The 23,647-nt window shown below is 26.2% G+C and carries 24 protein-coding genes and 1 other RNA gene; 9 read left to right on the top strand and 16 right to left on the bottom strand.

From position 1 onward, the window contains the following. The first annotated feature begins 89 nt into the window (after positions 1–89). Complete coding sequence (locus TY07_RS04725) at positions 90–923, top strand: PHP domain-containing protein (RefSeq protein ID WP_042396108.1); 834 nt, start codon at positions 90–92, stop codon at positions 921–923. A gap of 285 nt (positions 924–1,208) precedes the next feature. Here TY07_RS04725 and TY07_RS04730 read toward each other — a convergent pair whose 3' ends face one another. Genes TY07_RS04730 through TY07_RS04740 form a run of 3 tightly spaced genes read right to left on the bottom strand, consistent with a single transcriptional unit; the run spans position 1,209 to position 3,734 of the window. Then, positions 1,209–2,597 carry an aminopeptidase gene (locus TY07_RS04730; protein ID WP_042396110.1) on the bottom strand — a complete coding sequence of 463 codons (1,389 nt, stop codon included), beginning with the start codon at positions 2,595–2,597 and terminating at the stop codon, positions 1,209–1,211. A 14-nt stretch (positions 2,598–2,611) separates the two neighbouring features. Further along, complete coding sequence (gene hprK / locus TY07_RS04735) at positions 2,612–3,526, bottom strand: HPr(Ser) kinase/phosphatase (protein ID WP_042396113.1); 915 nt, start codon at positions 3,524–3,526, stop codon at positions 2,612–2,614. Positions 3,527–3,539: 13 nt separating this feature from the next. Beyond that, positions 3,540–3,734 carry a DUF896 domain-containing protein gene (locus tag TY07_RS04740; RefSeq protein ID WP_042396116.1) on the bottom strand — a complete coding sequence of 65 codons (195 nt, stop codon included), beginning with the start codon at positions 3,732–3,734 and terminating at the stop codon, positions 3,540–3,542. Positions 3,735–4,034: 300 nt separating this feature from the next. Here TY07_RS04740 and TY07_RS04745 point away from each other — a divergent pair, with 300 nt between their 5' ends. Continuing rightward, positions 4,035–4,244, top strand: a complete 210-nt coding sequence (locus tag TY07_RS04745; RefSeq protein ID WP_042396119.1) for a hypothetical protein — start codon at positions 4,035–4,037, stop codon at positions 4,242–4,244. Positions 4,245–4,287: 43 nt separating this feature from the next. Here TY07_RS04745 and ssrS read toward each other — a convergent pair. From ssrS to TY07_RS04760, 4 genes are all read right to left on the bottom strand, one after another. Continuing rightward, positions 4,288–4,467: non-coding RNA, 6S RNA (ssrS, locus tag TY07_RS17570), on the bottom strand. A 61-nt stretch (positions 4,468–4,528) separates the two neighbouring features. After that, on the bottom strand, positions 4,529–4,930 hold the full coding sequence (locus TY07_RS04750) for a hypothetical protein (RefSeq protein ID WP_042396122.1): 402 nt from the start codon (positions 4,928–4,930) through the stop codon (positions 4,529–4,531). 20 nt (positions 4,931–4,950) lie between these two features. Further along, entirely contained in the window at positions 4,951–5,241 is a 291-nt protein-coding gene (locus TY07_RS04755; RefSeq protein ID WP_242833232.1) for a DUF1292 domain-containing protein, read from the bottom strand. Positions 5,242–5,295: 54 nt separating this feature from the next. Then, positions 5,296–5,808, bottom strand: coding sequence for a SprT-like domain-containing protein (locus tag TY07_RS04760; protein WP_042396126.1), 513 nt, complete (start codon positions 5,806–5,808; stop codon positions 5,296–5,298). A 117-nt stretch (positions 5,809–5,925) separates the two neighbouring features. Here TY07_RS04760 and TY07_RS04765 point away from each other — a divergent pair, with 117 nt between their 5' ends. Beyond that, the gene (locus TY07_RS04765) at positions 5,926–6,552 is read left to right on the top strand and encodes an NUDIX hydrolase (protein ID WP_042396131.1); all 627 of its coding nucleotides are present in this window, start codon (positions 5,926–5,928) and stop codon (positions 6,550–6,552) included. A gap of 31 nt (positions 6,553–6,583) precedes the next feature. Here the strand turns inward: TY07_RS04765 and TY07_RS04770 are convergent, their stop codons facing one another. Beyond that, positions 6,584–8,284, bottom strand: coding sequence for a YrzE family protein (locus tag TY07_RS04770; RefSeq protein ID WP_042396134.1), 1,701 nt, complete (start codon positions 8,282–8,284; stop codon positions 6,584–6,586). A 308-nt stretch (positions 8,285–8,592) separates the two neighbouring features. Between TY07_RS04770 and TY07_RS04775 the strand changes: the two genes are divergently transcribed. Together TY07_RS04775 and TY07_RS04780 are read left to right on the top strand one after the other, a co-directional pair. After that, the gene (locus tag TY07_RS04775; protein ID WP_042396137.1) at positions 8,593–8,868 is read left to right on the top strand and encodes a putative Se/S carrier protein; all 276 of its coding nucleotides are present in this window, start codon (positions 8,593–8,595) and stop codon (positions 8,866–8,868) included. A gap of 28 nt (positions 8,869–8,896) precedes the next feature. Beyond that, entirely contained in the window at positions 8,897–10,033 is a 1,137-nt protein-coding gene (locus tag TY07_RS04780) for an aminotransferase class V-fold PLP-dependent enzyme (protein ID WP_042396139.1), read from the top strand. A 216-nt stretch (positions 10,034–10,249) separates the two neighbouring features. Here the strand turns inward: TY07_RS04780 and TY07_RS04785 are convergent, their stop codons facing one another. Next, the gene (locus tag TY07_RS04785) at positions 10,250–12,271 is read right to left on the bottom strand and encodes a coiled-coil domain-containing protein (RefSeq protein ID WP_042396142.1); all 2,022 of its coding nucleotides are present in this window, start codon (positions 12,269–12,271) and stop codon (positions 10,250–10,252) included. Positions 12,272–12,331: 60 nt separating this feature from the next. Further along, complete coding sequence (locus TY07_RS04790; RefSeq protein WP_042396146.1) at positions 12,332–13,483, bottom strand: hypothetical protein; 1,152 nt, start codon at positions 13,481–13,483, stop codon at positions 12,332–12,334. Between the two features lie 165 nt (positions 13,484–13,648). On the opposite strand from TY07_RS04790, the gene TY07_RS04795 reads away from it, so the two are divergent. Next, the gene (locus TY07_RS04795; protein ID WP_042396148.1) at positions 13,649–14,575 is read left to right on the top strand and encodes a hypothetical protein; all 927 of its coding nucleotides are present in this window, start codon (positions 13,649–13,651) and stop codon (positions 14,573–14,575) included. A gap of 183 nt (positions 14,576–14,758) precedes the next feature. Here the strand turns inward: TY07_RS04795 and helD are convergent, their stop codons facing one another. The 3 genes from helD to TY07_RS04810 form a co-directional block, all read right to left on the bottom strand. Then, positions 14,759–17,044, bottom strand: a complete 2,286-nt coding sequence (helD, locus tag TY07_RS04800) for an RNA polymerase recycling motor HelD (protein WP_042396150.1) — start codon at positions 17,042–17,044, stop codon at positions 14,759–14,761. A gap of 267 nt (positions 17,045–17,311) precedes the next feature. Next, positions 17,312–18,667 carry a PFL family protein gene (locus TY07_RS04805; RefSeq protein WP_042396154.1) on the bottom strand — a complete coding sequence of 452 codons (1,356 nt, stop codon included), beginning with the start codon at positions 18,665–18,667 and terminating at the stop codon, positions 17,312–17,314. A 27-nt stretch (positions 18,668–18,694) separates the two neighbouring features. After that, a complete protein-coding gene (locus TY07_RS04810) occupies positions 18,695–18,964 on the bottom strand; it encodes an ACT domain-containing protein (RefSeq protein WP_042396157.1) in 270 nt (89 codons plus the stop codon). Positions 18,965–19,121: 157 nt separating this feature from the next. Here TY07_RS04810 and TY07_RS18315 point away from each other — a divergent pair, with 157 nt between their 5' ends. After that, a complete protein-coding gene (locus tag TY07_RS18315; protein WP_172676198.1) occupies positions 19,122–19,274 on the top strand; it encodes a hypothetical protein in 153 nt (50 codons plus the stop codon). Positions 19,275–19,319: 45 nt separating this feature from the next. On the opposite strand, the gene TY07_RS04815 is transcribed toward TY07_RS18315, so the two are convergent. After that, on the bottom strand, positions 19,320–20,585 hold the full coding sequence (locus TY07_RS04815; protein WP_042396159.1) for a sensor histidine kinase: 1,266 nt from the start codon (positions 20,583–20,585) through the stop codon (positions 19,320–19,322). Between the two features lie 240 nt (positions 20,586–20,825). Between TY07_RS04815 and TY07_RS04820 the strand changes: the two genes are divergently transcribed. Together TY07_RS04820 and TY07_RS18010 are read left to right on the top strand one after the other, a co-directional pair. Then, entirely contained in the window at positions 20,826–21,407 is a 582-nt protein-coding gene (locus TY07_RS04820) for an accessory gene regulator B family protein (RefSeq protein WP_042396161.1), read from the top strand. After that, positions 21,385–21,522, top strand: a complete 138-nt coding sequence (locus TY07_RS18010; protein WP_156327507.1) for a hypothetical protein — start codon at positions 21,385–21,387, stop codon at positions 21,520–21,522. Before TY07_RS04820 ends, TY07_RS18010 begins: the two co-directional genes overlap by 23 nt. 99 nt (positions 21,523–21,621) lie before the next feature. Here TY07_RS18010 and TY07_RS04825 read toward each other — a convergent pair whose 3' ends face one another. Together TY07_RS04825 and TY07_RS04830 are read right to left on the bottom strand one after the other, a co-directional pair. Beyond that, positions 21,622–22,890, bottom strand: a complete 1,269-nt coding sequence (locus TY07_RS04825) for a sensor histidine kinase (protein ID WP_042396163.1) — start codon at positions 22,888–22,890, stop codon at positions 21,622–21,624. After that, positions 22,890–23,609, bottom strand: coding sequence for a LytR/AlgR family response regulator transcription factor (locus TY07_RS04830; RefSeq protein WP_042396165.1), 720 nt, complete (start codon positions 23,607–23,609; stop codon positions 22,890–22,892). Before TY07_RS04830 ends, TY07_RS04825 begins: the two co-directional genes overlap by 1 nt. Between the last annotated feature and the right edge of the window lie 38 nt (positions 23,610–23,647).

Here is a 23,647-nt window from a genome sequence, read left to right on the forward strand (position 1 = left end):
TTTCTTAATTATTGCATTATTAATGAATAAATTATATCATAGCTTTATATACTACAAAACATTTACTTGAAAGGAGTCTTAATTTTATTATGATTAAATGCGATTTACATACACATTCTACTGCTTCTGATGGTAGATATTCACCTAGTGAGGTTGTTAAAAAGGCCTTTGAAAGAGGTGTTAAATATTTAGCATTAACAGATCACGATACAGTATCTGGAATTGAGGAAGCTAATGCTGAAGCAGAAAAATTAGATATTCATTTCATTCCTGGAGTAGAATTATCTACTACATCTAAAGGTGAAACAGTTCATATACTCGGATATTTCAAAGGTGATGATTATAAAAATCCAGACTTAAATCATTTCTTAGAAGACTTAAAAACTAAAAGAATTGAACGTGCACATGAAATTGTGAGAAGACTAAAAAAATTTAATGATATTGAAATAGATGTTAATGATGTTTTGAAAAATGGAAAAGATACTATTGCTAGACCACATATAGCTAAAGCAATCATGGATGCAGGATATAATTATACAAAAGAATATATTTTCGATAACTTTATAGGAGATCATTGTCCTGCTTACGTTCCAGCAAACAAATTAGATGCAGAAGAAGGTATTAAGTTATTAAGAAGCTATAATGCTATTGTAGTCTTAGCTCATCCAGTTTTATTAAAAAAGCTTAATGTTTTAGATGTTCTTCATTTAGACTTTGATGGTATTGAAGGTATCTACGGACTTAATACACCTGAAGATACTAAAAATTTCTTAAAGATAGTAGATCAAAAGAATATAATAACTTCATGTGGATCAGATTCTCATGGTTATGAAGGCGATGATAAAAAACATGGTATATTAGGTTCTATGTCTATTGAAGAAGAACGTTTAAAAAAATTCCTAGATAAACTTAATTGTAATTAATTTTTAATATTTACGTTTATCAATTGACAATGTCATATAACAAATAACATTTAATCTTAAACTTAAATGAGGTATGAAGAAGCTGTTTAAAACAAAACCTTCATACCTCATCAACATATATATTCTCTAATACTATTACTTTCAAATATTAATATAATAATTTTTATTATATCACTTCATTCCAAGTAGGAATTGAATCTAATGTAACTATCTTTGTAATTATATATATCCTACCTTATTTCATTTCAAATAAATTTAGGTGCCGATTATATCGACACCTTTTAATTATTCCTCTACTAAAAATGCTTTATATCCATTCTTAGTTTCAAAAATATCTACTTTACTAGAAACTTCCCATGGTGCATGCATATTTTGTAATGCTACACCACAATCTATTACTTCCATATTATATTGAGCTAAAATATAGGCAATTGTACCTCCGCCTCCTTGATCAACTTTACCAAGTTCAGCTGTTTGATAAGATACATTGTTTTTATCCATTATTTTTCTTAACCATGCAATAAATTCAGGATTTGCATCATTACAACCACTCTTACCTCTTGCACCAGTATATTTACTAAATACTAACCCCTTTGCAAAGTAAGCAGTATTCTTCTTTTCGCATGCTCCTGGATAATTTGGATCATATGCAGCTGTAACATCAGCTGATAACATCAATGAATTTTGAAGAGCTCTCTTAAGCTTTAATTCACTATATTCTCCCATTCTATCCATAACTTCTGCTACAGAATTTTCAAAGAATCTAGATTGCATTCCTGTTGCACCAATGCTTCCAACTTCTTCTTTATCTACTAATAAAATTACAGATGTTTTTTCTACAGAATCAACTTCTAGTAATGCCATTAAAGATGTATATGCACAAATTCTATCATCTTGCCCATATCCCATTACCATACTCTTGTCTAATCCTAAATCTCTAGCCTTTCCAGCAGGTACAACTTCAAATTCAGCAGAAATAAAATCTTCTTCTTCAAAGTCATATTTATCCTTTAAAAGAACTAAAATATTTTCCTTCACAGCATCTTTTTCTTTTCCTTCTAGTGGAATATTCCCAACTAAAACATTTAAATCTTCTCCAGCAATTACTTCATTTGCTTTCTTTTGTAATTGCTCTCCTGATAAGTGAACTAAAAGATCTGAAATTCCTAGTACTGGATCATTGTCATCTTCTCCAATAACTACATTTATTTTTGTTCCATCTTTTTTTACTACAACCCCATGTAATGCAAGTGGTAATGTAACCCATTGATATTTTTTAACTCCACCATAATAATGAGTATCCATTAATGCTAAATTTCCATCCTCATATAATGGGTTTTGTTTTAAATCTATTCTTGGTGAATCTACATGAGAACCTATTATTCTCATTCCATTTTCTATACTATCATTTCCAATTAAGTATAAAGCTAAAGTTTTATCCTTATTATTAGCATAAACTTTATCCCCTGCCTTTATCTCTTCATTGTTTTTGATTATATCAGCTAAATTTCTATATCCCTTTTCTTCTGCAAGCCTAATAGCTTCATGTATACATTCTCTTTCAGTCTTTCCCACTGATAAATAATTCTTGTACCCTTCACAGAAATCAAAAATTTTCTCTCTTTCTGCACCACTATATTTTAACCATGCATTATTTTTTATTTCATTACTCATATAACTAGCCCTCCTTATTCTTCCTCGTTAATTTCACACATTCTTTGCTCTATAATATCTACCGGAGTAACATCTGACATTAATGAATGCCTGTAATTACCTGCTGCTGCTTCTATAATAACAGCAATATTTCTTCCTGGCCTTACAGGTACTCTTAACCTTCTAACCTTTACTCCTAATATTTCTTGTGTTTCTTTATCGATTCCTAACCTATCATAATCACCATCATCTTTCCAATGCTCAAAATGCATTAAAAGATTTATATCCTTTGAAGGCAAAATAGAGCTTAATCCATATAATGAAGAAATATCAATTATACCTATTCCTCTTACCTCTAACATACCTATTGTTATTCTTGGTGATGTACCAATAAGGCTCCCATCTATTTCTTTTATATCAACAGCATCATCTGATACTAATCTATGTCCTCTCTTAATTAACTCAAGTGCAGTCTCGCTTTTGCCAATTCCACTTTCGCCAGTAATTAAAATACCTATACCATATACGTCAACCAACACACCATGCAATCTTGTTTCTGGTGCAAGCTTTCCTGCTAAATACATAGTTAGCTTACTTATAAACTTTGTCGTAACAACGTTTGTCCTTAAAAGCCATGTTTTGCTTTTTTTAGCTACCTTTAAGAATTCACTATGCGGTTCTAAGCCTCTAGTCATAATGACACATTTTGAATTGAAACTAAAATATTTATTAACCCTTTTTCTCATTAGTTCAATTCCCATATCATCTAAAAAGCTCCATTCAGCTTTACCAATAACCTGTATTCTTTCTGGTGCAAAGTAATTATAAAAACCAGCTAACTGTAAACCAGGTCTATTTATATCGTTAACAGGTATTTTTACATCCTTTTCGCCTTCAACTAAAACTTCTAAATCAAAATCTGATATTAATTTCTCTACAGTAACTGACAATATTAATCACCCTCTATTTTTTCTTATTCTTAAGTTCAACACCCTCTAATTGCGCTCTAAGATTTGCCTTATAACTATCTATATATCTTCTTCTTAGAATTTGTTGTTCTTCCTTTTCTAATTCTGTTAATCCTTCTTCCTTACTCTTCTTATATAATTCATTAATTCTAACTACTACATCATCCATTTTTGCTTTTGTATAATCCATTTTTTACTTCCTTTCTCCTTATAAACAATTTAAAATCTTACTAATACTTATTTTACATTTATTTCTTTTTAATATCAACTCAAAGATTTAATATTTAATTTTTAACTTTTTTTCGCCAAATTAATTACATATATCATTTATAATTACATATTTTAGTCTTTACAATTTTAAAATTAAGATACATACAAGTATATGTAATCACTTTTTGTATTTTTTTGTATATATTAAATAATTTACTTCCTTTGTTCATATGATATAATAATTCATATACTGTTAAAAAATTACAAAGGAGGTATTTTTATGAATAAAAAGCAACTAAAAAGGACAATTGTTATAGAAAAATTAACTTTAAACTTTCTTTTAAAATTTTTATCCCCAACAAATTCTCTTATTGTATACATATCTCAAATATTAGACAAGCACGTATGGAGATATCAACATCTCATATATAAAAATTATAAAAAGAAACATTCAAGAAAATATGCTATCAAAAAGTCAAAAGCTGCTTAGAATAAAAAAAACACCTCATATAAATGAGGTGTTTATTTTAAAACTATCTCCCAACATGCCGGTCGCTTAAATATTCACACCTGCAGCTCGCAGGTGGGTTCTGCTCAACTTGCTTCAGCCATCTTCTACTAAATCGGAAGCCCGACATCCACAAATGTGTTGCAAATCCCGTAAATATAATGTAGGTTGAACATCATAAGCTAAACGCACATCTCAGGATTTCATGATTTAATTATATCAAATTTTAATCAAAATGCAATGTAAATATTAACCTATTTTTTCTTTTATTTAGACAAATATTCTCTTACAACTTCTTCAATAGCAACATTACTTTCTTCTTCTGTAAATAATGCCATAAATTGAACATAATCACTTGTTTTCTCAGTCATTTGGAATGCCATCATTTCTCCTTCAAGATCAAGAGATTCGATTATTTCCTCAATTACTTCTAAAACTTCATCATTTGCAAAATCATAAAGATATGGGAAATAGTATTCACTATACCATTTAGCACTAAATTCCTCTTCTTTACTTTCTTCATTTGCATAAGCTTTTGCGGCATCTTGTAAATCTTTATCAAAATCAAAGTAGAAATTCACTAAAATATATTCTTCTGTATTTTTTAAAACTTCTACATCTGATAAATCATTTTCTTTTAAAATCTTAACAATTTCTAATTCTTGCACAGTTCTTTCTCCTCATACTATTAGTATAATAGTTTATTATATTCTTTTTTAACAGCTATGAACTCTTTATCATCTTCAACTAAATTCAATTCTTGCTTACCATCTACTTCGTCAATTCTAAATACGTAAATATCTTCACTATCTTTTTCTTCTACTGGTGCTAACAGTAAGTACTCCTGTTCACCTAAAAAAATTCTTGCAACTGCTTCAAATTCAACTTTATTTCCGTTTTCATCTAAAAAAGTCATGATTTTAACTTCTTCATTTTCGCTCTTTTTTATATTTTCACTCATTTTTATATTTTCACTCATTTATTGATTCTCCTTTATTTATACACTATTCTATTTTATAACTCTTTTAATATACTACATAAGATTATCACAGTAAAGCCTAGCATTACAACACTTGGATATATAAGAGCTAACCTTCCTTATAGTAGCATCTTTTCTTACATGTACACAAACTAATTTTCTACATTTACTACAATATATCTTATATTTATATTTTTTATTATTATTTTCTTCATTAAAATATTTAAAAGTAGTGTTATCTGAGATACCACTAGCTAAGCAACATTTCTTAAAAAATTTATTATGACCATTGCTTTTATTTGTGCTCAAATCGCAATAATAATGTAAATATTCATGAATTATTACTTCTCTAACCACTTCTTTTGAGTAACTACCATTTATTAATGTATAAGCAAAAACAAACTTAATTGGTATAATATTATTCCCATTACGTTTATAAAAAAATGCTCCCATTCTTTTTGTAGCTCTTTTTGATATTTCAATTTTTATATTACATGGATAATTCCATCTACTAGCTATTTCATCAATAACTAATTTTATATCATCTACTGTCCATATCTTGTGCATTTATTACTCCTAGACATAGCATACTATTTTTTAGTATACTTTTATTTTAGTAATGAATTTATAATTTTATTTGAATATAATATATATTTTTTTAATAAAAATAATTAGGTGATTTTTATGAGTAATACTATAAACAACATTTTTTCAAATTACAAGCCTTATATTAATGGTTGGGAAAACTTCAAACGTGCCTCAGTTACAATTCCAATTGTTAATTACAATGATGAACCCCACATTTTATTTGAAATTAGGGCTAAAACACTTCGAAGCCAACCAAGTGAAATTTGCTTTCCTGGGGGTAAAATAGAAAAAGATGAACATCCATTAGATACTGCAATAAGAGAAACATGCGAAGAAATTGGGCTTTGTGAAAATGATATAAATATTATATCTCCTTTAGATTTATTTATTTCTCCATTTGATATACTAATTCATCCTTATTTAATAACAATAAATAATTTAAACAATTTATCCATTAACTCTACTGAAGTTGAAAAGGTTTTTTTAGTTCCTTTACAATACTTATTAAATCATAAGCCTACTAAATATATTAATAAAGTTAATATAACACCTCATGATAATTTTCCTTATGATTTAATTCCAAGCAAGCAAGATTATAAATTTAAAACAGGTTCCTATGAAATTTTGTTTTATACTTATAATGAGTATGTTATTTGGGGACTTACTGCAAAAATTTTATTTAACTTTTTATCAATTTTAAAACAAAGTAACTATCAAGTATAACCTTGATAGTTACTTAAAATTTATATTTTATTTATTGTATATCAGTTGCTGCTTCAGTATTATCCTCTTGTACATTTAAATCATTATTATCATTTGCTTTACCTGCTTCTTCTAAAGAGGATTCACTATTATTATCTATATTACCTCTTAAAGATAAATTCTCGAAAGAATTAGTAATAATATACTGTCCATCACCAACTTGTATAAATTTAATAGCTACAGTGTCTCCAACTTGTGTTAAAGCAACTTCTCTTGATGTTTCAGTTGATACAGTAAAGAAATTATCTTGTCCTTTTAATTTAATATCATAAATACTTGTTCCTTCTTTAACTACTAAACCAATCCTTTCAACTTCACCTGATAAAGCTTCTTCACTATTACTTCCTTCTAAAGAAATATTTGTATTAGTTAACGCTTCTAAATATCTGTTTAGAGTTGATTGCAATGTATCTCCAACTGCCACTGTATTATAATTCTTTACATTTACCATAGCATATTGTTTAACAAGTCCATTTGAATCCTTTAAAGTCATGAAATAAGTTGGTTCAGATTGTATATTAATTAAATATGGGAACGTTGCTGTATAACCATATTGTTGTACTTTTCCTTCTGCCGACTTCATACTTGCACTTTCTGTGGCACCAGCAGTCTTATACATTGTAGTTTCACCAGTTCTAGTATTAGTTAACATAAATCCAACTAACCCCTCATCATTACCTACAGAAGTAATTCCTGTATAATAGTAACAAATATCATCGTTAAATATAATATTCATACCTGGAGTAGTTTTTAATTTATCTTTATCACTAAAGTTAAATATACCATGAACTAATTCTCCCCACTTATTTAAATAATTATTTATATAACTTGTAGGCTGTATTCTATCTACCCAGCTTGGTGTATTTTCAATATCATAAATATTAGTTTCACCTGTTTGAGCATCTATTATTTCTGTTCCTATAGCTTTTTGTTCTGTTAATCCTACTGCATTATCATATCTTGTTATTACCCAGTAAGGTCTTCCATCATCATCTAGTTCAAAAGTATAATCAGTATGACCTGCTGTCATATCTTTTAAATAAGCATGTCTATCTAAATCACTAAATAAATATGCTGATGGAATATATTTTAAATGTATTTCTTCCCCATTTAATTCAGTTACCAATTGTACATCATTTTGATTTGTAGCACTAACTTTTATATATCCTTTAGTTCCCTCATGATTAGTTAACCATTTGAAAAATGAAGAATGCTCTAATGGTCCAACATAATAAAGCTCACCATTCACACTTTGCAATGATAAATCCCCTATTGTAACTTGACTTCCTAAGCTAGGTATCTCCCCTAACTTTTTATCAGCAAGCTTATAAGCTAACTCCTTATCTATAATTGGTAATTGATTTAAATCCATATGCTCTATCTTGCTTGTAAACTCGATTTCTTCAACATCTCCAATTAAATTTCTATGAGCACTTGGCATTATAATTGGACTAAACCCTACCATTGCTACAACATATAGAATCCCTACTATAATACCGCTAGTTATGTATTTTTTATTTAATGTAATTACACCATATCCAATTGTACATAATACAAACGGTATTATTAAGACTGCACAACTTAATGAAAAATCAAAAATTAGTTTACTATTAAATAATAATAGTATTCCAATTACTATATAACTCCCTATTAGCCATTTTAGATATTGTTTTAAACTTCCTTGTACTTTCATTTTTATCCCTCCATATGAATATTATATTATCTTATTTAATCGAATGCAATACTTTTTAAAAAGTTTATTTCTATACTTTAAAAAGGTATTTATTAACCTTTGTATTCAGTTTAAATTTTTCATACCAGATTATATAATCTTTTCCTCTATAAAAAATTCATATATATATTATTGACTTAATAGAAATATAATTCGCTTATTTATATAGGTTTTATTATCTAGCCATTGAACTTTTCTTATCATTTCTTACACTGAATTTATATACTATGAATATACTATTATAAGAAATCACACTAGGGGGAGATAAAATGATTGAGAAACCGGTATATATAATAACCTTTGATTCCGCAAACTATAGCATGTATTTATATAAATTACTAAAAGAACAATCAATAAAAATTTATATGATTCAAACCCCTTGTTGCCTTTCAGCAGGCTGTGCACGTTCTATTGAAGTATCTGAAGATAAAATAGATAATGTTATAGAAATTATAAAAGATAAAAATGCACCTATTCGTGCAATTCATAAAAAATATGTCAATACAAAAACAAAACGATATGTTTATGAAAAAATTGACATTTAATTATCAATAATATAAATTAGGAGGATTTATGATATATTTAGATAATGCTGCAACAACCTTTCCAAAACCAGCAGAAGTATATAATTCTGTAGATGACTGCTTGCGAAATTATTGTGCTAACCCTGGCAGAGGATCTCATAATTTATCAATTCAATGCGAGGTCAAAATATTTGATTGTAGAGAAAGGCTTTCTAAGTTATTAAATATAGAAAATCCTCTAAACATAGTGTTTACCTCAAATACTACTGAGGCTTTAAATTTAGCTATTAAAGGTATATTAAAACCTGGAGATCATGCTATAACAACAATGATTGAGCATAATTCAGTATTACGTCCATTATATACATTAAGAAAAAATAATGTTGAAACAACAATAATTCCTGTTAATTCACTAGGATATTTAGATATAAACGATATAAAAAAATCTGTAAAAAAAAATACTAAAGCCATAATAATAAATCATGGTTCTAATGTTTTGGGTACAGTTCAAAATATTGAGGCCATTGGAAATTTAGCTAAATCATTAGGAATTTTCTTAATAGTCGATGCTGCTCAAACAATTGGTTATATCGATATAGATGTAAAGAAAATGAACATAGATTTATTAGCTTTTCCTGGTCATAAATCTTTATTTGGATTACAAGGAACAGGTGGTTTATACATTTCCGATAATATAGATATTCCTTCATTAAAGGAAGGTGGTACCGGAAGTAATTCTGACTCATTTATTCAACCTAACTTTTTGCCAGATAAGTTTGAAAGTGGTACTTTAAACACCCCTGGAATAATAGGATTAAATGAAGGTGTAAAATTTATTTTATCTAAAGGACTTAGTAATATTAGGCATCACGAAACTGAACTTATGGTGTATTTAACCAATGAATTACAAAGCTTATCCTTCGTAAAGCTCTATGGAGAAACAAACCCTTTACTAAAAACTCCAGTATTATCATTTAATATTGATAACCGCGATAGTTCTGAAGTTGGGCAATATTTAAACTCATTAAACATTTACGTACGCACTAGCTATCATTGTGCTCCTCTTATTCATAAAATAATTGGCACAGAAGGCATAGGCACTGTTAGGGTTAGTCCTGGATATTTTAATAATTTTAATGATATAGAAAGTTTTATAGTTGCAATTAGAAATTTATATAATAAGTAATAAATAATTATAATCTTATTCTATCTAGTAATACTATAGATAATTGAGAATGTAGATAATTTTGTGTAATATAACCTCTTATAAATCAAATATTACTGGAAATTTTGATTCCCAGTAATATTTTTTATTATCTCTAAATACTAATTTTATATTTTGGCATACTATAAAATAAAGGGAGATATATTCCCCCTTTATTTTTATATATTAAATTACTAACTACATAAATCCATTTCTAAGAATTCTATTTAATTCTCTTACTTTATTATTTAACACTTTTATTTCATTTACATATATAGCTTTTTCTTCTTTTGCATTTTCAATAATATCATTTAACTTGCTTAATTGGAGCTTTAATTCATCAATCTCATCCACATATTCTTTATTTTCTATCTTTATTTTATTAAGAAGCTTATTTAATCTACTAACTTCTTCACTGTTTTTTTCCTTTAATTGATCATTCATTTCATTTACTCTATTTATTTCTTCTTTATTTTCAGTTAATATATTATTAAGCTCTTCTATTTTATTATTGTAATCTTTAATATCATTTTCATATTTATTTATAGCTTTATTTAATTTTCCTATTTCTTCTAAATTGATATCTATAGTTTCTTTATCAATTTCCTTATTACTTTCTAACTCCTGTATTCTATTATTGTAATACTTTTGATCATTTTCATATTTACTTATAGATGCACTTAAAAACTTAATCTTTTCTAAATTTTCTTCTATTATCTTTTTATCAATTTCCTTATTATTTTCTAATGTTTGTATTATATTATTACAATATTCATTTTCATGCTTATACTTACTTATACTTTGTTTCAAGCTTTCTATTTCATTTACTTTACTTTCAATTTCTATATTAACCTCTTCTTTTTCTCTTTCTAGTTCTCTAATTTCATTTTCATATGTATATAACATGTCTTGTCTTTCAATCAATAATGATTCAAATTCACTTATTTTTATATTCTTCTCTTCTAATTGATCATTTAAATCATCTATATTATTTAATAGTTCTTCTCTATCATCATCAAATTGTGTAAATTTACTCATAAATTTATTAATAATTTCCTCATAACCTGTTATTTTGTCTATAAGCTTATCCACATATTCCTTATCTATTGTCTTTTCTTTCATTTCATTTTTCAACTCTTCTTCTGTCATTATTACATCACTTTCTATAGATTCACTTTCTACAGAATCACTCTGCTCTTGAGGTAATTCAATTACCTTTTCTACCTTAATTTTTTCTGCATTATTTTCAATTAAATCTATATCAGTATATAATTCACCTTCAATTGTTTTAATAATAATTATTGTATTCTTTAAAATTTTTCTATCTGTTTCAAAATAATATTTTTCTATACTATCTACATTCTGTAAATTTACTTCTAAACTTAATTTAGCCTCGCCCTTACTATTAACTTCTCTTATCTTAGCATTTTTTTCATCTATAGTTATTATATTAAGCCTATCATCACCAATTATAGATATGTCAGTATACTTTGCATTTTCTGTCATCTCATCTATAATTCTTTTTCTTATATCATTCTCCCCAACACCAAATACTAAGTTTATATTATTACTTTTTCTAAAAGTATAAGTATATGCTATATGTTTATTATTTTTTATAAAATTAATATCTTCTATTAATTTCGGATATGCATCTAATACTATAAAATCAGACCAATTATTCTTTTTTTCATCAAATAATCTATACCCAATATAATTAGGTGTTCCTAATTTTACATACGCTACCAATAACTTATTATCTTTAACATTTAAAATATATGGTATTTCTGGATTAACATCTAAAGTATCCATACTGATATCAGCTGATAGTAATAATTTATTATTTAGCCTTCTAAAACATAATACATTTACATTATTTACTTCTTTAATATAAAAAATATTTAACATATTATTTAAGGATGCTATTTGAATTGATTTATATTTTGATACTAACTTAGTTAATAAAATTGGACTTTGAAGCTCATCATCAATTAATTTGCATAAGATTAAATCTCCATTTAAATTAATATAAATGATTGCTATACTATTATCTAAATTTAAAATTACATTATTTAAAATTTTGCAGTCATTTATTAAAGATTTTTCATAAATTAATTGATGTTCTTTATATTGTGATATAAATATCTCTTTATCATTTCTATAAAAACAATTTATTTTATCTTCTTGTTCAATACAAAACCTTTCCAAATCATATACTTTCATTTTATTCCCCCACAATATTCCTATTATAAGCTATGCTTAATTAAAAATATTTGATACTTGTTATCTTTTATTTAACAATTCACCTATTAATCTATCTTTTTCATCAATTATTTTATTTAATTCATTAATTCTTCTTAAATATTCATTATATCTCTTATTATATTTTCTAGTTAGTTCACTAATTTTATTTATATACTTAATTTTATTTTCAATAGTATTTTCACCACTTATATTTATTAGGTTATTTTCACTTTGAATATTATTATTATTTTCACTATAAATATAATTTGTAATAATATTAGCATTAAAATAAGTATTGATTTTTTCTGCCTTATTATTTATTACCTTAATAATTGAAGCACTTATTGGTTTATTTTTATATAAATTAAAATTCCACTCTTTTAAGTTTTCTGATTTTGCTGTATTAATTCCTTTTTCATCTTTCCAAACAACATATACTTTATTCATAAATGTTGATATTATTGGATCCTTTATATTTTTAGGTAAATCTAAGCTTATTTCACCTTTTAATACTTCATCAACTTTATCTAAATTTATATTCCTAAATTTTAATTCTAAATTATTGCTTACTTTTTTACTATAGAACAATATTGGTTGTTGTTCATATGTTATTAATGAAATATTTTTAGCATTTGCCAAGTTAAAACTTGTCGTAATATTTTCATTTAATAAATCATAAATAACATATTCATGATTTGGATTTTCTTCACAAAGTAATATATATGCCATATCCTCATAGGAATAAACCATATATGGTTTGCTGCTGCCGCTAGAAGTTCCATCTGATATTATTCTTAAGTTATTTGATGCTGCTATTTTATTATTATAAATTAATGCCTTAGTTTTAGTTTTATTCCATCCTCTAAAAATTAGATTAATTTGCTCTTTATTTTTGATGTTCATTTCTAATAAATCAATACTATTACAATACTTACTTGTCTCCATAGAAAAATGTTTTTTTAACTTTATTTCTTCATTATATTTTAAACATATTTCTATTAGTGAAATTCTATATGTTTTATCATAAAATGCTATCCATATAGAGTTATTAAAATATTCTAAACAATAATCTTCTATCCCACTACTCAACTCTAGTACTTTATTTGATACTGAACAATATAAATTGTTTTGATCCATAAAAATTTTATAAATCTCTTCTTCATAATTAATGAATTTTACTTTTTTAATCATAATATCACCTTAAATTATTCTATAGTAAAAATATGTATTTATTTTTATGAATATGTATTAAATTTATTGATAATGAGAGTATAAAAGTATTTTTCACAATTTATTATCCCCCTCATATTATAGTATTAGATTAATCTTAATCTAGAATTTAAGGAGGATATATATATGTCACAAGACAATTTTAATGTTGTTCAATCTGATACACTCTATGATGAGTGTTTAATAGCTAAAAAAATATATGGAAGATGTAAACAACAAGACTGCTTAAAACCAATATGTGGTCCAATGATGCCACCTCCAATGCCATGCAGTATGGATTGCTCTGATTCATCAGATGATCCAGGACCAGTAATGCCGGATCCTTGTCAAATCATTCCTATACCTTCTAGTATGTTAAATGCAGAAAGTTTATCAAGTGCTAGCGGAAGTCCAATTATTGGTACAATTACTCAAGGAAATACTATTATTTTTGATAGTACAGTAAAAAGTCTTTCTTTAACTAATTTTGCAACTAGTATTGCTGCCAAAGTAAATCCTCAAGGTCAATTTAATATTCCTGGATTTTATGATGTTGTAGTAACTTATACTTTCACTTACTATTTACAATTATTAGATAGTTCTGGTAATGTTTTAGCAGTAACAGTAACTGGTGGACCTTCTGATCTACCTGATAATACTATTCCAGCTTATACAGTTTATACTAAGAAGATTTCATTAGAAGGTGGTTGTGTAGATGATAATACTACAGTTGTAACCTTCGATTCTATAACTGGTGAAGCTTCACAATCAAATACTAATAATTTACCTGAAGTTTATGTACAAGCAATTGCAAACTCATTAGCAAATACTATTTGTAAATATCCTGTTTCAACTACTCCTGGTACAGCACCTACTGTATACGGCCGTGCTGATATCATAATAGGTTTATTTACAATCATTGAATTATATAGGATTACAAATATGACTGTTGTCACAAGTGACATTGGTGAAATACCTCAATGTCAACCATCAATTGTTAATGATCCTTGTGCAACATTTAATCAACTTTCATTCCCATATGATGATTTTAATCCACCATATAGTAATTGCTAATTTTCTTAGCAAACTTAAGGTATCTATAAGGCAGGATAAAAAAAATCTCTACATGAAGGAATTAATTTCTTTCATGTAGAGATTTTTATTTTTGTTAACATTTACATACAATGTATACTATATACAAAAAGAACAATAAGATAATTACTTTTACCATATATCTTATCGTTCTTATTATTTAAATTAATTCATAAATATATTCTTTGATAACTCATCTTCCGCAATTATATACTCATTATGAAGAGCTCTAGTCAAAGCTACATATAATAATCTTTGATTCAATGTATTATTTGGATAATTCTTTTCTGTTGGATTATAGATAATAGTACCATCAAATTCTAATCCCTTTGTTAAATAAGTCGGAATAATTACTATATCTGTATGTGCTGCTTCTTTCTCATTTCCTTTTATCAAAGTATATTCTAAGTCAGTATACTTCTTCAATTCCTTATCTAAAAGCTTAGCTTCACTATAAGTTTTAGTTATAATTGCAATGCTATGTTTCCCTTGAGAATTTAATCTCTTTACTATTTCATCAATTAACTTTACAGATTCTCTTCTTGATACTGATTTTATAATTTGAGGCTTATCCCCATGTCTTAATACTGGTTTTGCACTCTTTATATTTAATTCTTGTGCTTTTAAAGCTGAATTAGCAAATTCTATTATTTCGACAGTTGAACGATAACTTTGACTTAAAGAAATAAAGGTTGCTTTACCATCAAATACTCCTTCAATTATATCTTCCCATCGTCTAATTCCTTTATAATGATATATTCCTTGAGCTAAATCTCCTACTAAAGTTAATGAGTTTCCTTTAGTCATATTATTGATTAAATATATTTGAAGAGGACTATAATCTTGTGCTTCATCCACAACAATATGCTTAAACTTATTTTTCTCATCTATACCTTCTAGCATCATATGAATATAAAATAATGCTGGTAAGTCATCTTCATCTATTATTCCATTTTCATGATTTCTAATAACATCATTTTTAATATATTCTGCTAATTCTGCAGGAATTCTATTAGCAGTGGCTATTTCAAACACTTGGTCATCTTCAAATAACTTATAATAAATATCACTACAAGTTATACCTCTCCAATGCTTAAAATAATCATTCATTACTTTTTTAGAATCATGGTTAACATGTTCTTTTAAGCTATCTCTTTCGTTATATATTTCTATTAATCTATGTCTTCTTTCTTCACCATCATTCATTCTCTTTTTTATTTCTCTAATTTTCAAATCCCATTCTCTATCAATTTGAATAAGAAGACTCGATATCCTTTCTTTCAATTTTAAACTTAGATATCTTTTTATTTCATCTTTTCTTTTGTTTATAGGATAATTTGAAAGGTCCTTTAAATAAAGTCTCATTATTTCTCTCTTTGAAAATAAGACATAACCTGAAATTAATATATCATCTATTTCTAGTGAACTTCCTTCTAATAGTGCTATGTATCTATCTATTATTGTTTTAAAAGTTAAATTCCCCTTTACTCTAGAGGAATCAATTATAAATTGCTTTTCTACATTATCTTCAATTTCAATAAGTTCTTTTAATTTATCATCCTTAGTTTTAATCTTTCCTCTTAACTTTAACTGTTTCATAACTAGCTCTTGAAATGTTGTTTGCTTCACATCACTCGTTCCCAATGTAGGAAGAATATCTGAAATATAATCTAAAAATAATTTATTTGGTGCTAAAACTAAAATATCTTTACCATCCATAGACTCTCTATATCTATATAGTAAATACGCCAATCTATGTAATGCAACTGTGGTTTTACCCGATCCCGCTGACCCCTGAACTATTATAGGTAAATTTTTAGGCCATCTGATTATATCATTTTGCTCTTTTTGAATTGTTGCAACTACTTCTTTTAGCTTCTTACCACGACTTTCTTCTAAATTAATCTTTAAGAATTCATCAACAAGTCCAGAACCTTCTTCACTATTTATAATAATCTCGTTTGTAGCCTCATCAAAAATTCTATCTATATTTTCATATTTATATAAAAATTTTCTTTTTAAATTCAAATCGCCTTCAATAACTCCCATTGGAGCCCTATAATATGCTTCTCCACCTGTACCACTATAATAAAGATCTGCTATAGGCGCTCGCCAATCTACAACTATTTCTTCACCATCATAAGTTGATGTTATTCCCTTTTTACCTATATATATCTTTTCTTGGTTTCCAAACTTTTCATCAAAATCAACTCTACCAAAGTAAGGATTTTTTATTGCCTCTTCATAATTTTCTATTTCCTTCTTTAAAAGATTATATATCTTTTCTGTATTTTCTTTTTCTTGACTATAACTTCCTTTAGCCTCTTTTGTTACTACTCTTAATTTTTGTTCTATTTCTTCTTGATACTTTTTCTTTTGTTCTACTTCTTTTAATATATCTTTACGCTTTTGTTCAAGAATTTCTTTCTCTAAAGCTAAATTTTCATTCATTTGTTCTCATCACGACCAATCTATTTTTTTCTAATATTTTATGCAACATTTAATAATAATCCACTATCTTTAATTTGTATAGTGATAATTATTTATAGTATTGCCTATTTTAAACACTTTTATTTTGTCTTTTCCAAATTTTATTATATTAAAAATATTAATTACTGTCCAAATCCCTTATTATAACATAAAAAATAGAGATATATAATGAAATATATTAATTTATAACTAATAAATTCATGTGATATCTCTAAATAATAAAATGATTTAATTCTTAAATGAATGTATCGGTGCTGGTATTCTACCACCTCTTTGAATAAAATCGAATGAAGAATATTTATTTACTTGCATTACAGGCGCTCTACCTAATAATCCCCCAAACTCAACCATATCACCAACTTTGCATCCTGGAGCTGGAATTATTCTAACAGCCGTAGTTTTGTTATTTATAACTCCTATTGCACTTTCATCTGCAATCATAGCCGATAATGTCTCTGCAGATGTATCTCCTGGAACTGCAATCATATCTAATCCAACTGAACATATTGCTGTCATTGCCTCAAGTTTTTCTAAATTTAATGATCCATTTAAAACAGCATCTATCATGCCGGCATCTTCAGATACTGGAATAAATGCTCCACTTAACCCGCCAACATGACTACATGCCATTACTCCACCTTTTTTAACTTGGTCATTTAATAATGCAAGCGCAGCTGTGGTTCCATGTGTTCCTACTACTTCTAACCCCATTGCTTCTAATATATGTGCAACAGAATCTCCAATTGCAGGTGTTGGTGCTAATGATAAATCTACTATCCCAAATGGTGTGTCTAATCTTTTTGAAGCTTCATGTGCAACTAATTGTCCAATTCTTGTTATTTTAAATGCTGTCTTTTTAATAGTTTCAGCAACTACATCAAAGCTCTCTCCTTTTACCTTTTCAATAGCTCTTTGAACTACTCCAGGTCCACTTACTCCTACATTAATAACCCTGTCAGCTTCTCCTACCCCATGAAAAGCTCCTGCCATAAAAGGATTATCTTCTACTGCATTTGCAAATACTACAAGCTTTGCACATCCAAACCCCTTTTTATCTGCAGTTAAATCAGCAGTTCTCTTAATAACTTGTCCCATTTCTTTTACTGCATCCATATTAATACCACATCTAGTTGAACCCACATTTACAGATGCACATACTTTGCTTGTTTTTGCTAAGGCTTCTGGAATTGAATTAATTAAAATTCTATCACCTTTAGTATATCCTTTATGTACTAGTGCTGAAAATCCTCCTATAAAATCAATTCCTAATTCATGAGCTGCCTTATCTAATGTTTCTGCAAATTTTACATAATCTGTTTCATCAGTTGCACCTGCTATTATAGAAATTGGTGTAACAGAAACTCTTTTATTAACTATTGGTACTCCAAATTCATTTGCTATTTCGTTTCCTACCTTTACCAAATCTTTAGCACATGTAGTAATTTTATTATATATTTTTTCCCTAGCTTTATCTCCATCACTATCTATACAATCTAAAAGAGAAATTCCCATTGTTATTGTTCTTATATCTAATTTCTCTTCCTCAATCATTTTAATCGTCTCTAAAATATTATTTGCATTCATAATTTTCCTCCATTAAAGCTTATAATTTTATACTGTATACATTGAGTTAAATATTTCTTCTCTTTGTATTTTTACTTCAACACCAAGTTCTTTTCCTTTTAACTCTAAAGCCTTCTTAATTTCTTCAAAATTATTACTGCTTAATTTTAAATCCAACATCATTATCATAGTAAAAAACTCACCCATGATTGTTTGATTAACATCTAAAATATTTATATTTAGCTTTTGTAATTCTGTGCTAACCCCAGCTATAATCCCTACTTTATCCTTGCCTATTACTGTTAATATCGCTTTCATTTTACTCTCTCCCTCATATATTTATAATTTAAGGAATTTTGCCCCATAAATTATATTAATTCTACACTTATATAGAATTATTGTCAATTTAATCCATATAGTTAAATAATAGATTTTTTATCATTTGGAATACTATTATTAAATGAGAGTGTTTTTTATGAGTAAAAATGTTAATTCTATTAATTCATCGCATCTAGCATCTATCGGAAATTTTACAAAACATGCTGTAGAATCTTTTGAAGAAGGCATTGTAAATGAACATAATTATTTAGAAAAAGTTGATAAAAATCTTAAAAGTAAAACTAAATAAAAAAATGATATGAAAAATACCTAGTATTTTTCATATCATTTTGCTTTATATTTCAATTAAAACATTAAATATGTCTTCTTCTAATGACATATTAACTTTACCCTTATATTTTTCAACTATATTTTTGACATTATATAAACCATATCCTCGGCCTGTCCCTTTAGTAGAAAATCTTATTTTTGAAATATCAGCTACCATACTTTTTGTAAGATTATCTACACTGTTAGATACTTCAATTATATATTTTCCTTCATAATACTCAGTTGAAATTTCAATTACTTTTTTCTCACTCTTACTTGCAGCTTCAATTGCATTATTTAATAAGTTGCTTAAAACTACTGTAAGTTCGCTATCATCTAAAGGCACTCCTTCAAGCTGGCTATCAATAAAATAATAGCAATCTATTTCATTTTTTTCAGCTTGATTTATTTTGCTTAATAAAACTGCTTTTAAAATTGTATTTTCTACTTTAGATAAATTATTTAATAAGTTTTTATTTTCAAAAACATTACCTATGTACTTTTTAGCTTTATCCTTTAATTCATCTTCTTTGCATACCTGTATCATACAATATAATATATTTAAATGATTCTTATATTCATGTTCATTAGCCTTCATTTCATCTATTAGCTCTTGTATAAGTGGATTCATACTTTCTTTTATTTCTGAACTTTTTTTCTTTTTATCTTTTTTATAAACATCATAAAAATAAAATACGTTTATTGAAATTATAGCCAAAAAAAGCACTGCAATTTCTGCAATAACACCTTGTTCAATGCTACTATCCCTAAGTAATATTCTATAAACAAATAAAAACATCGCTATATTAATAATAGCTAAAATAAAGTTATTATATGTACTAATAAACTTACTAAACTTCTCAATATTATATTTTTTATTCTTCAGTAATTTAAAAATTAAATAAATCACACAAATAAAATAAATAATTACAACAAATAAATACGGTCCCGTGATATATAAATCCCCCAAGAAACTAATACTTAATATCATGTATATAGATTCTAAAATTGCTACAAAAAAATATGTAAAAACTAATTGTATAATACATATAATAATATTTTCATCATAAATTTTACTAATTATTAAAGAAATACTTATAAGTGTTATTAGCAGGCTTACAATATTCCATGTTTCAATTTTATTAATTATAAAGAATAGACCTGTAGACATAATTGAAATGACTAACCCATTTAATAAATATTTAATTATTTTATCTTTTGCTCCTAAAAAAGCTATGCAATAAATCATTATCATACTTATTGTTTCAATAAAAGTAAATATCGTACCCATTGCAGCCCTCCTTTTCCGTTAAAATTTTACCATATTTCCATTTTTATTAAAAGACATTTTTTTACTATTATACTTTATAATGTATTATTATGTTCATTTTTAGAAAGTTTCTAATATATTTTTTCTTTTTTTCTTTTTTTCTTTCATTTTATACTAAATTTAATGAAAATTATGTTTTTAATGGTATTTAATTTTTATTTATATTATAATTATTAACGTAGTACTTAAGGAGGTATACTTTTGAGTAATAAGTTTATAAAAAAGCAATTAGATTTTATTGTTACTAATATTGAAATAACTGATATTTATGAAATTGATAAAATTAGATATGGTTTAGAAGTATTTTATGGTGAATTTTCTAAACTAATTATTATGATTTTAATTTCATTTATTTTGGACAAATTCTTAGCTTTTGTGTTAATGATTACTTTATTAATGCTAATAAGGCCTTATATTGGCGGAAGTCATGCTAAAAGCTATATAAGTTGTATGATTCAAAGTAATTTATCTTTTATCTTAATATATTACTTAGCCTATTTAATACCTTCACTACATATAATTTTACAATTTATATTTATATTATTATGTATTATGGTCATAAGGAAATTTAAACCTATTAATCCACTAAGAAAAACCGTTAATACACAATTCAAGAATTTAAAATTTAAAAACTTTGTAACAGTTATATTATTAATATGGTTTATTATTTCTAATGTATTTTTACCAAAGTATTATATCAATTGTGGTTTACTAATAATTTTTTATATAATAATAGATTTTTTATGGGAGGTTTGTAAAAATGAAAAAAAAGCTTATGGTTAAATTAGCTGCCTTAATGTGTTTAATTACTGCAACAACTTCAGATATTATGACATTAGCAGCTCCAAATAGTCTTTTCTTATGGGGAGAACCAACTCCACCAAAGAAAAAAAAATAATTAAGTTACCAATAAAAATAAGACAAAGTCAATTGACTTTGTCTTATTTTTTATATACATTTTTATTATCATATAAGATTTTTTTATAAAGTTTGTTCACTATCTTAGAAATATAATACTAATGTTAACAATATTTTCTTCTAAGCTCATTTGTATTTTCCCTTTATACTTATCTACAATAGCTTTAACATTAGCTAATCCATATCCTCTACCTTCACCTTTTGTCGTATACCCCACTTTAAAAATTTGAGTTAAATTTTCTGATTTTAAATTTTCAGTATAATTTTTAACTTCTATCTTATAATATTTTTCATCTTCAGATATATTTATTTCAACTTCCTTTTTATCAATTGATGAAGTTGCCTCAATCGCATTATTTAATAAATTGCTTAATATCACTGTTAATTCTGAATTATCTAATTTTATATCCTTAAAATCACTTAAAACATTATAAGTATATTTTACACCTAATTTCTCAGCTCTTTGAGCCTTATTGTACAATACAGCTTTAATTATTGTATTTTCAATATTTAATAACATAGAAAATTCTTCTGTATCATCAACAATATTCCCTATATATTCTTTTAACTTATCTCTGATTTCCTCAGCAGGAGTGACCTGAGCTATACTCCAAATAGTATTTAGATGATTTTTATATTCATGTTCATTTGCTTTTAATTTACTTATTAAATCATTAATAAGAGGGTTAAATGACTTTTTAATTTCTTTTTTCTTCTTTTCACTTAAAATTTTATATAAAAATACATAAAAATAACAATTTACTCCTATAAGTATTAACCCTAAAATTGTAATCGGAATCATAATCTTTGTATTCATTATTTTATTACTCATTAATACTTTTATAAATAAGAAAAATACAAATAAATTTAAAATAATAATATTTATACTTTTATATTTTGAAAAGAGTTTAGAAAATTCTATTTGCTTAATAGCTTTGCTAGTGCTAAGAAGGTATATTACTATAGACATTGTAAACACTAATATTATTAAATACATAAAAGGACTTAAATCATCACTTCCCATACTTACATATACAATTAGGCTAACTATTAATTCGACTCCAAGTAAAATTATTGAGCTGACAATAAATTCAATATAAGTTACTATTGTATCCTTATTTTCCTGTTTGCTTATTATCATAGAATTTAAAAATAATATTCCTATAAGAATTATTAAGGGATCTGCATAATATATGTTAGTAAATATAAAATATATCAATGAAATCACTACAGAAAGTAATATTTTTTTACATATATTTTTTTTAATATCTCCATTTATTAAAACATTATATATTAAAAATATAGACGTCATTTCAATAAATGAAATTACTAAACTCATCATTTCCATTATTCAATCCCCCTTAAGAATGCTTGTCTATATGTGTAACTTAATAAAGCAATATCGTCACATGATCTTAGCTTAATGTTCCACACCTTTTCATAAGTCTTCTCTATTTCCTTTACATACTTAAGATTAACTGCAAAAGATCTATGAGTTTGAATAATATTCTCATCATTTATACTTTTTAACACCTTAGCTAAAGAGGTTCTTTTCACGCTATATATTCCTGAAATAGTATGTATATCACATGTCTTATCACTATACTCAATATAAATAATATCATTATGATATAATTTAACTGATATATTTGAATCTATATCAATAAATGTATAATTTCCTTCCTTAATACTCTTTAAAGGTGATGAGTTTAAAAATACATCAATAATCTTGATGATATCCTTTTCCTTATAAGGCTTTACAATAAAATCATAACAATGAATACTCTTAAATGCTTCTATAATGTGTATAAGCTCTCCTGTTACAAATACGATTCCAGTTAAAGCATGTTGCTTGTATTGCCTTATTTTTTTTGCTAATTCTAATCCTGAAGAATCTTTTAATTGAATATCAATAAAAAATAGATGTATATCTTTTTCATTAATTATCTTTATTGCTTCAGCTTGTGATGCAGCTTCATATATTCGAACATCGATGAAATTTGACTTAATAATAGATGCCAGTGCCACACGCTGAATTCTTTCATCTTCAACTAATAATATGTTCATGTTCGCCCCTCCAAAATATGCATATAAGCTTATTATAA

Source organism: Clostridium saudiense (genome assembly GCF_000577815.1).
Classification (GTDB): Bacteria; Bacillota; Clostridia; order Clostridiales; family Clostridiaceae; genus Clostridium; species Clostridium saudiense.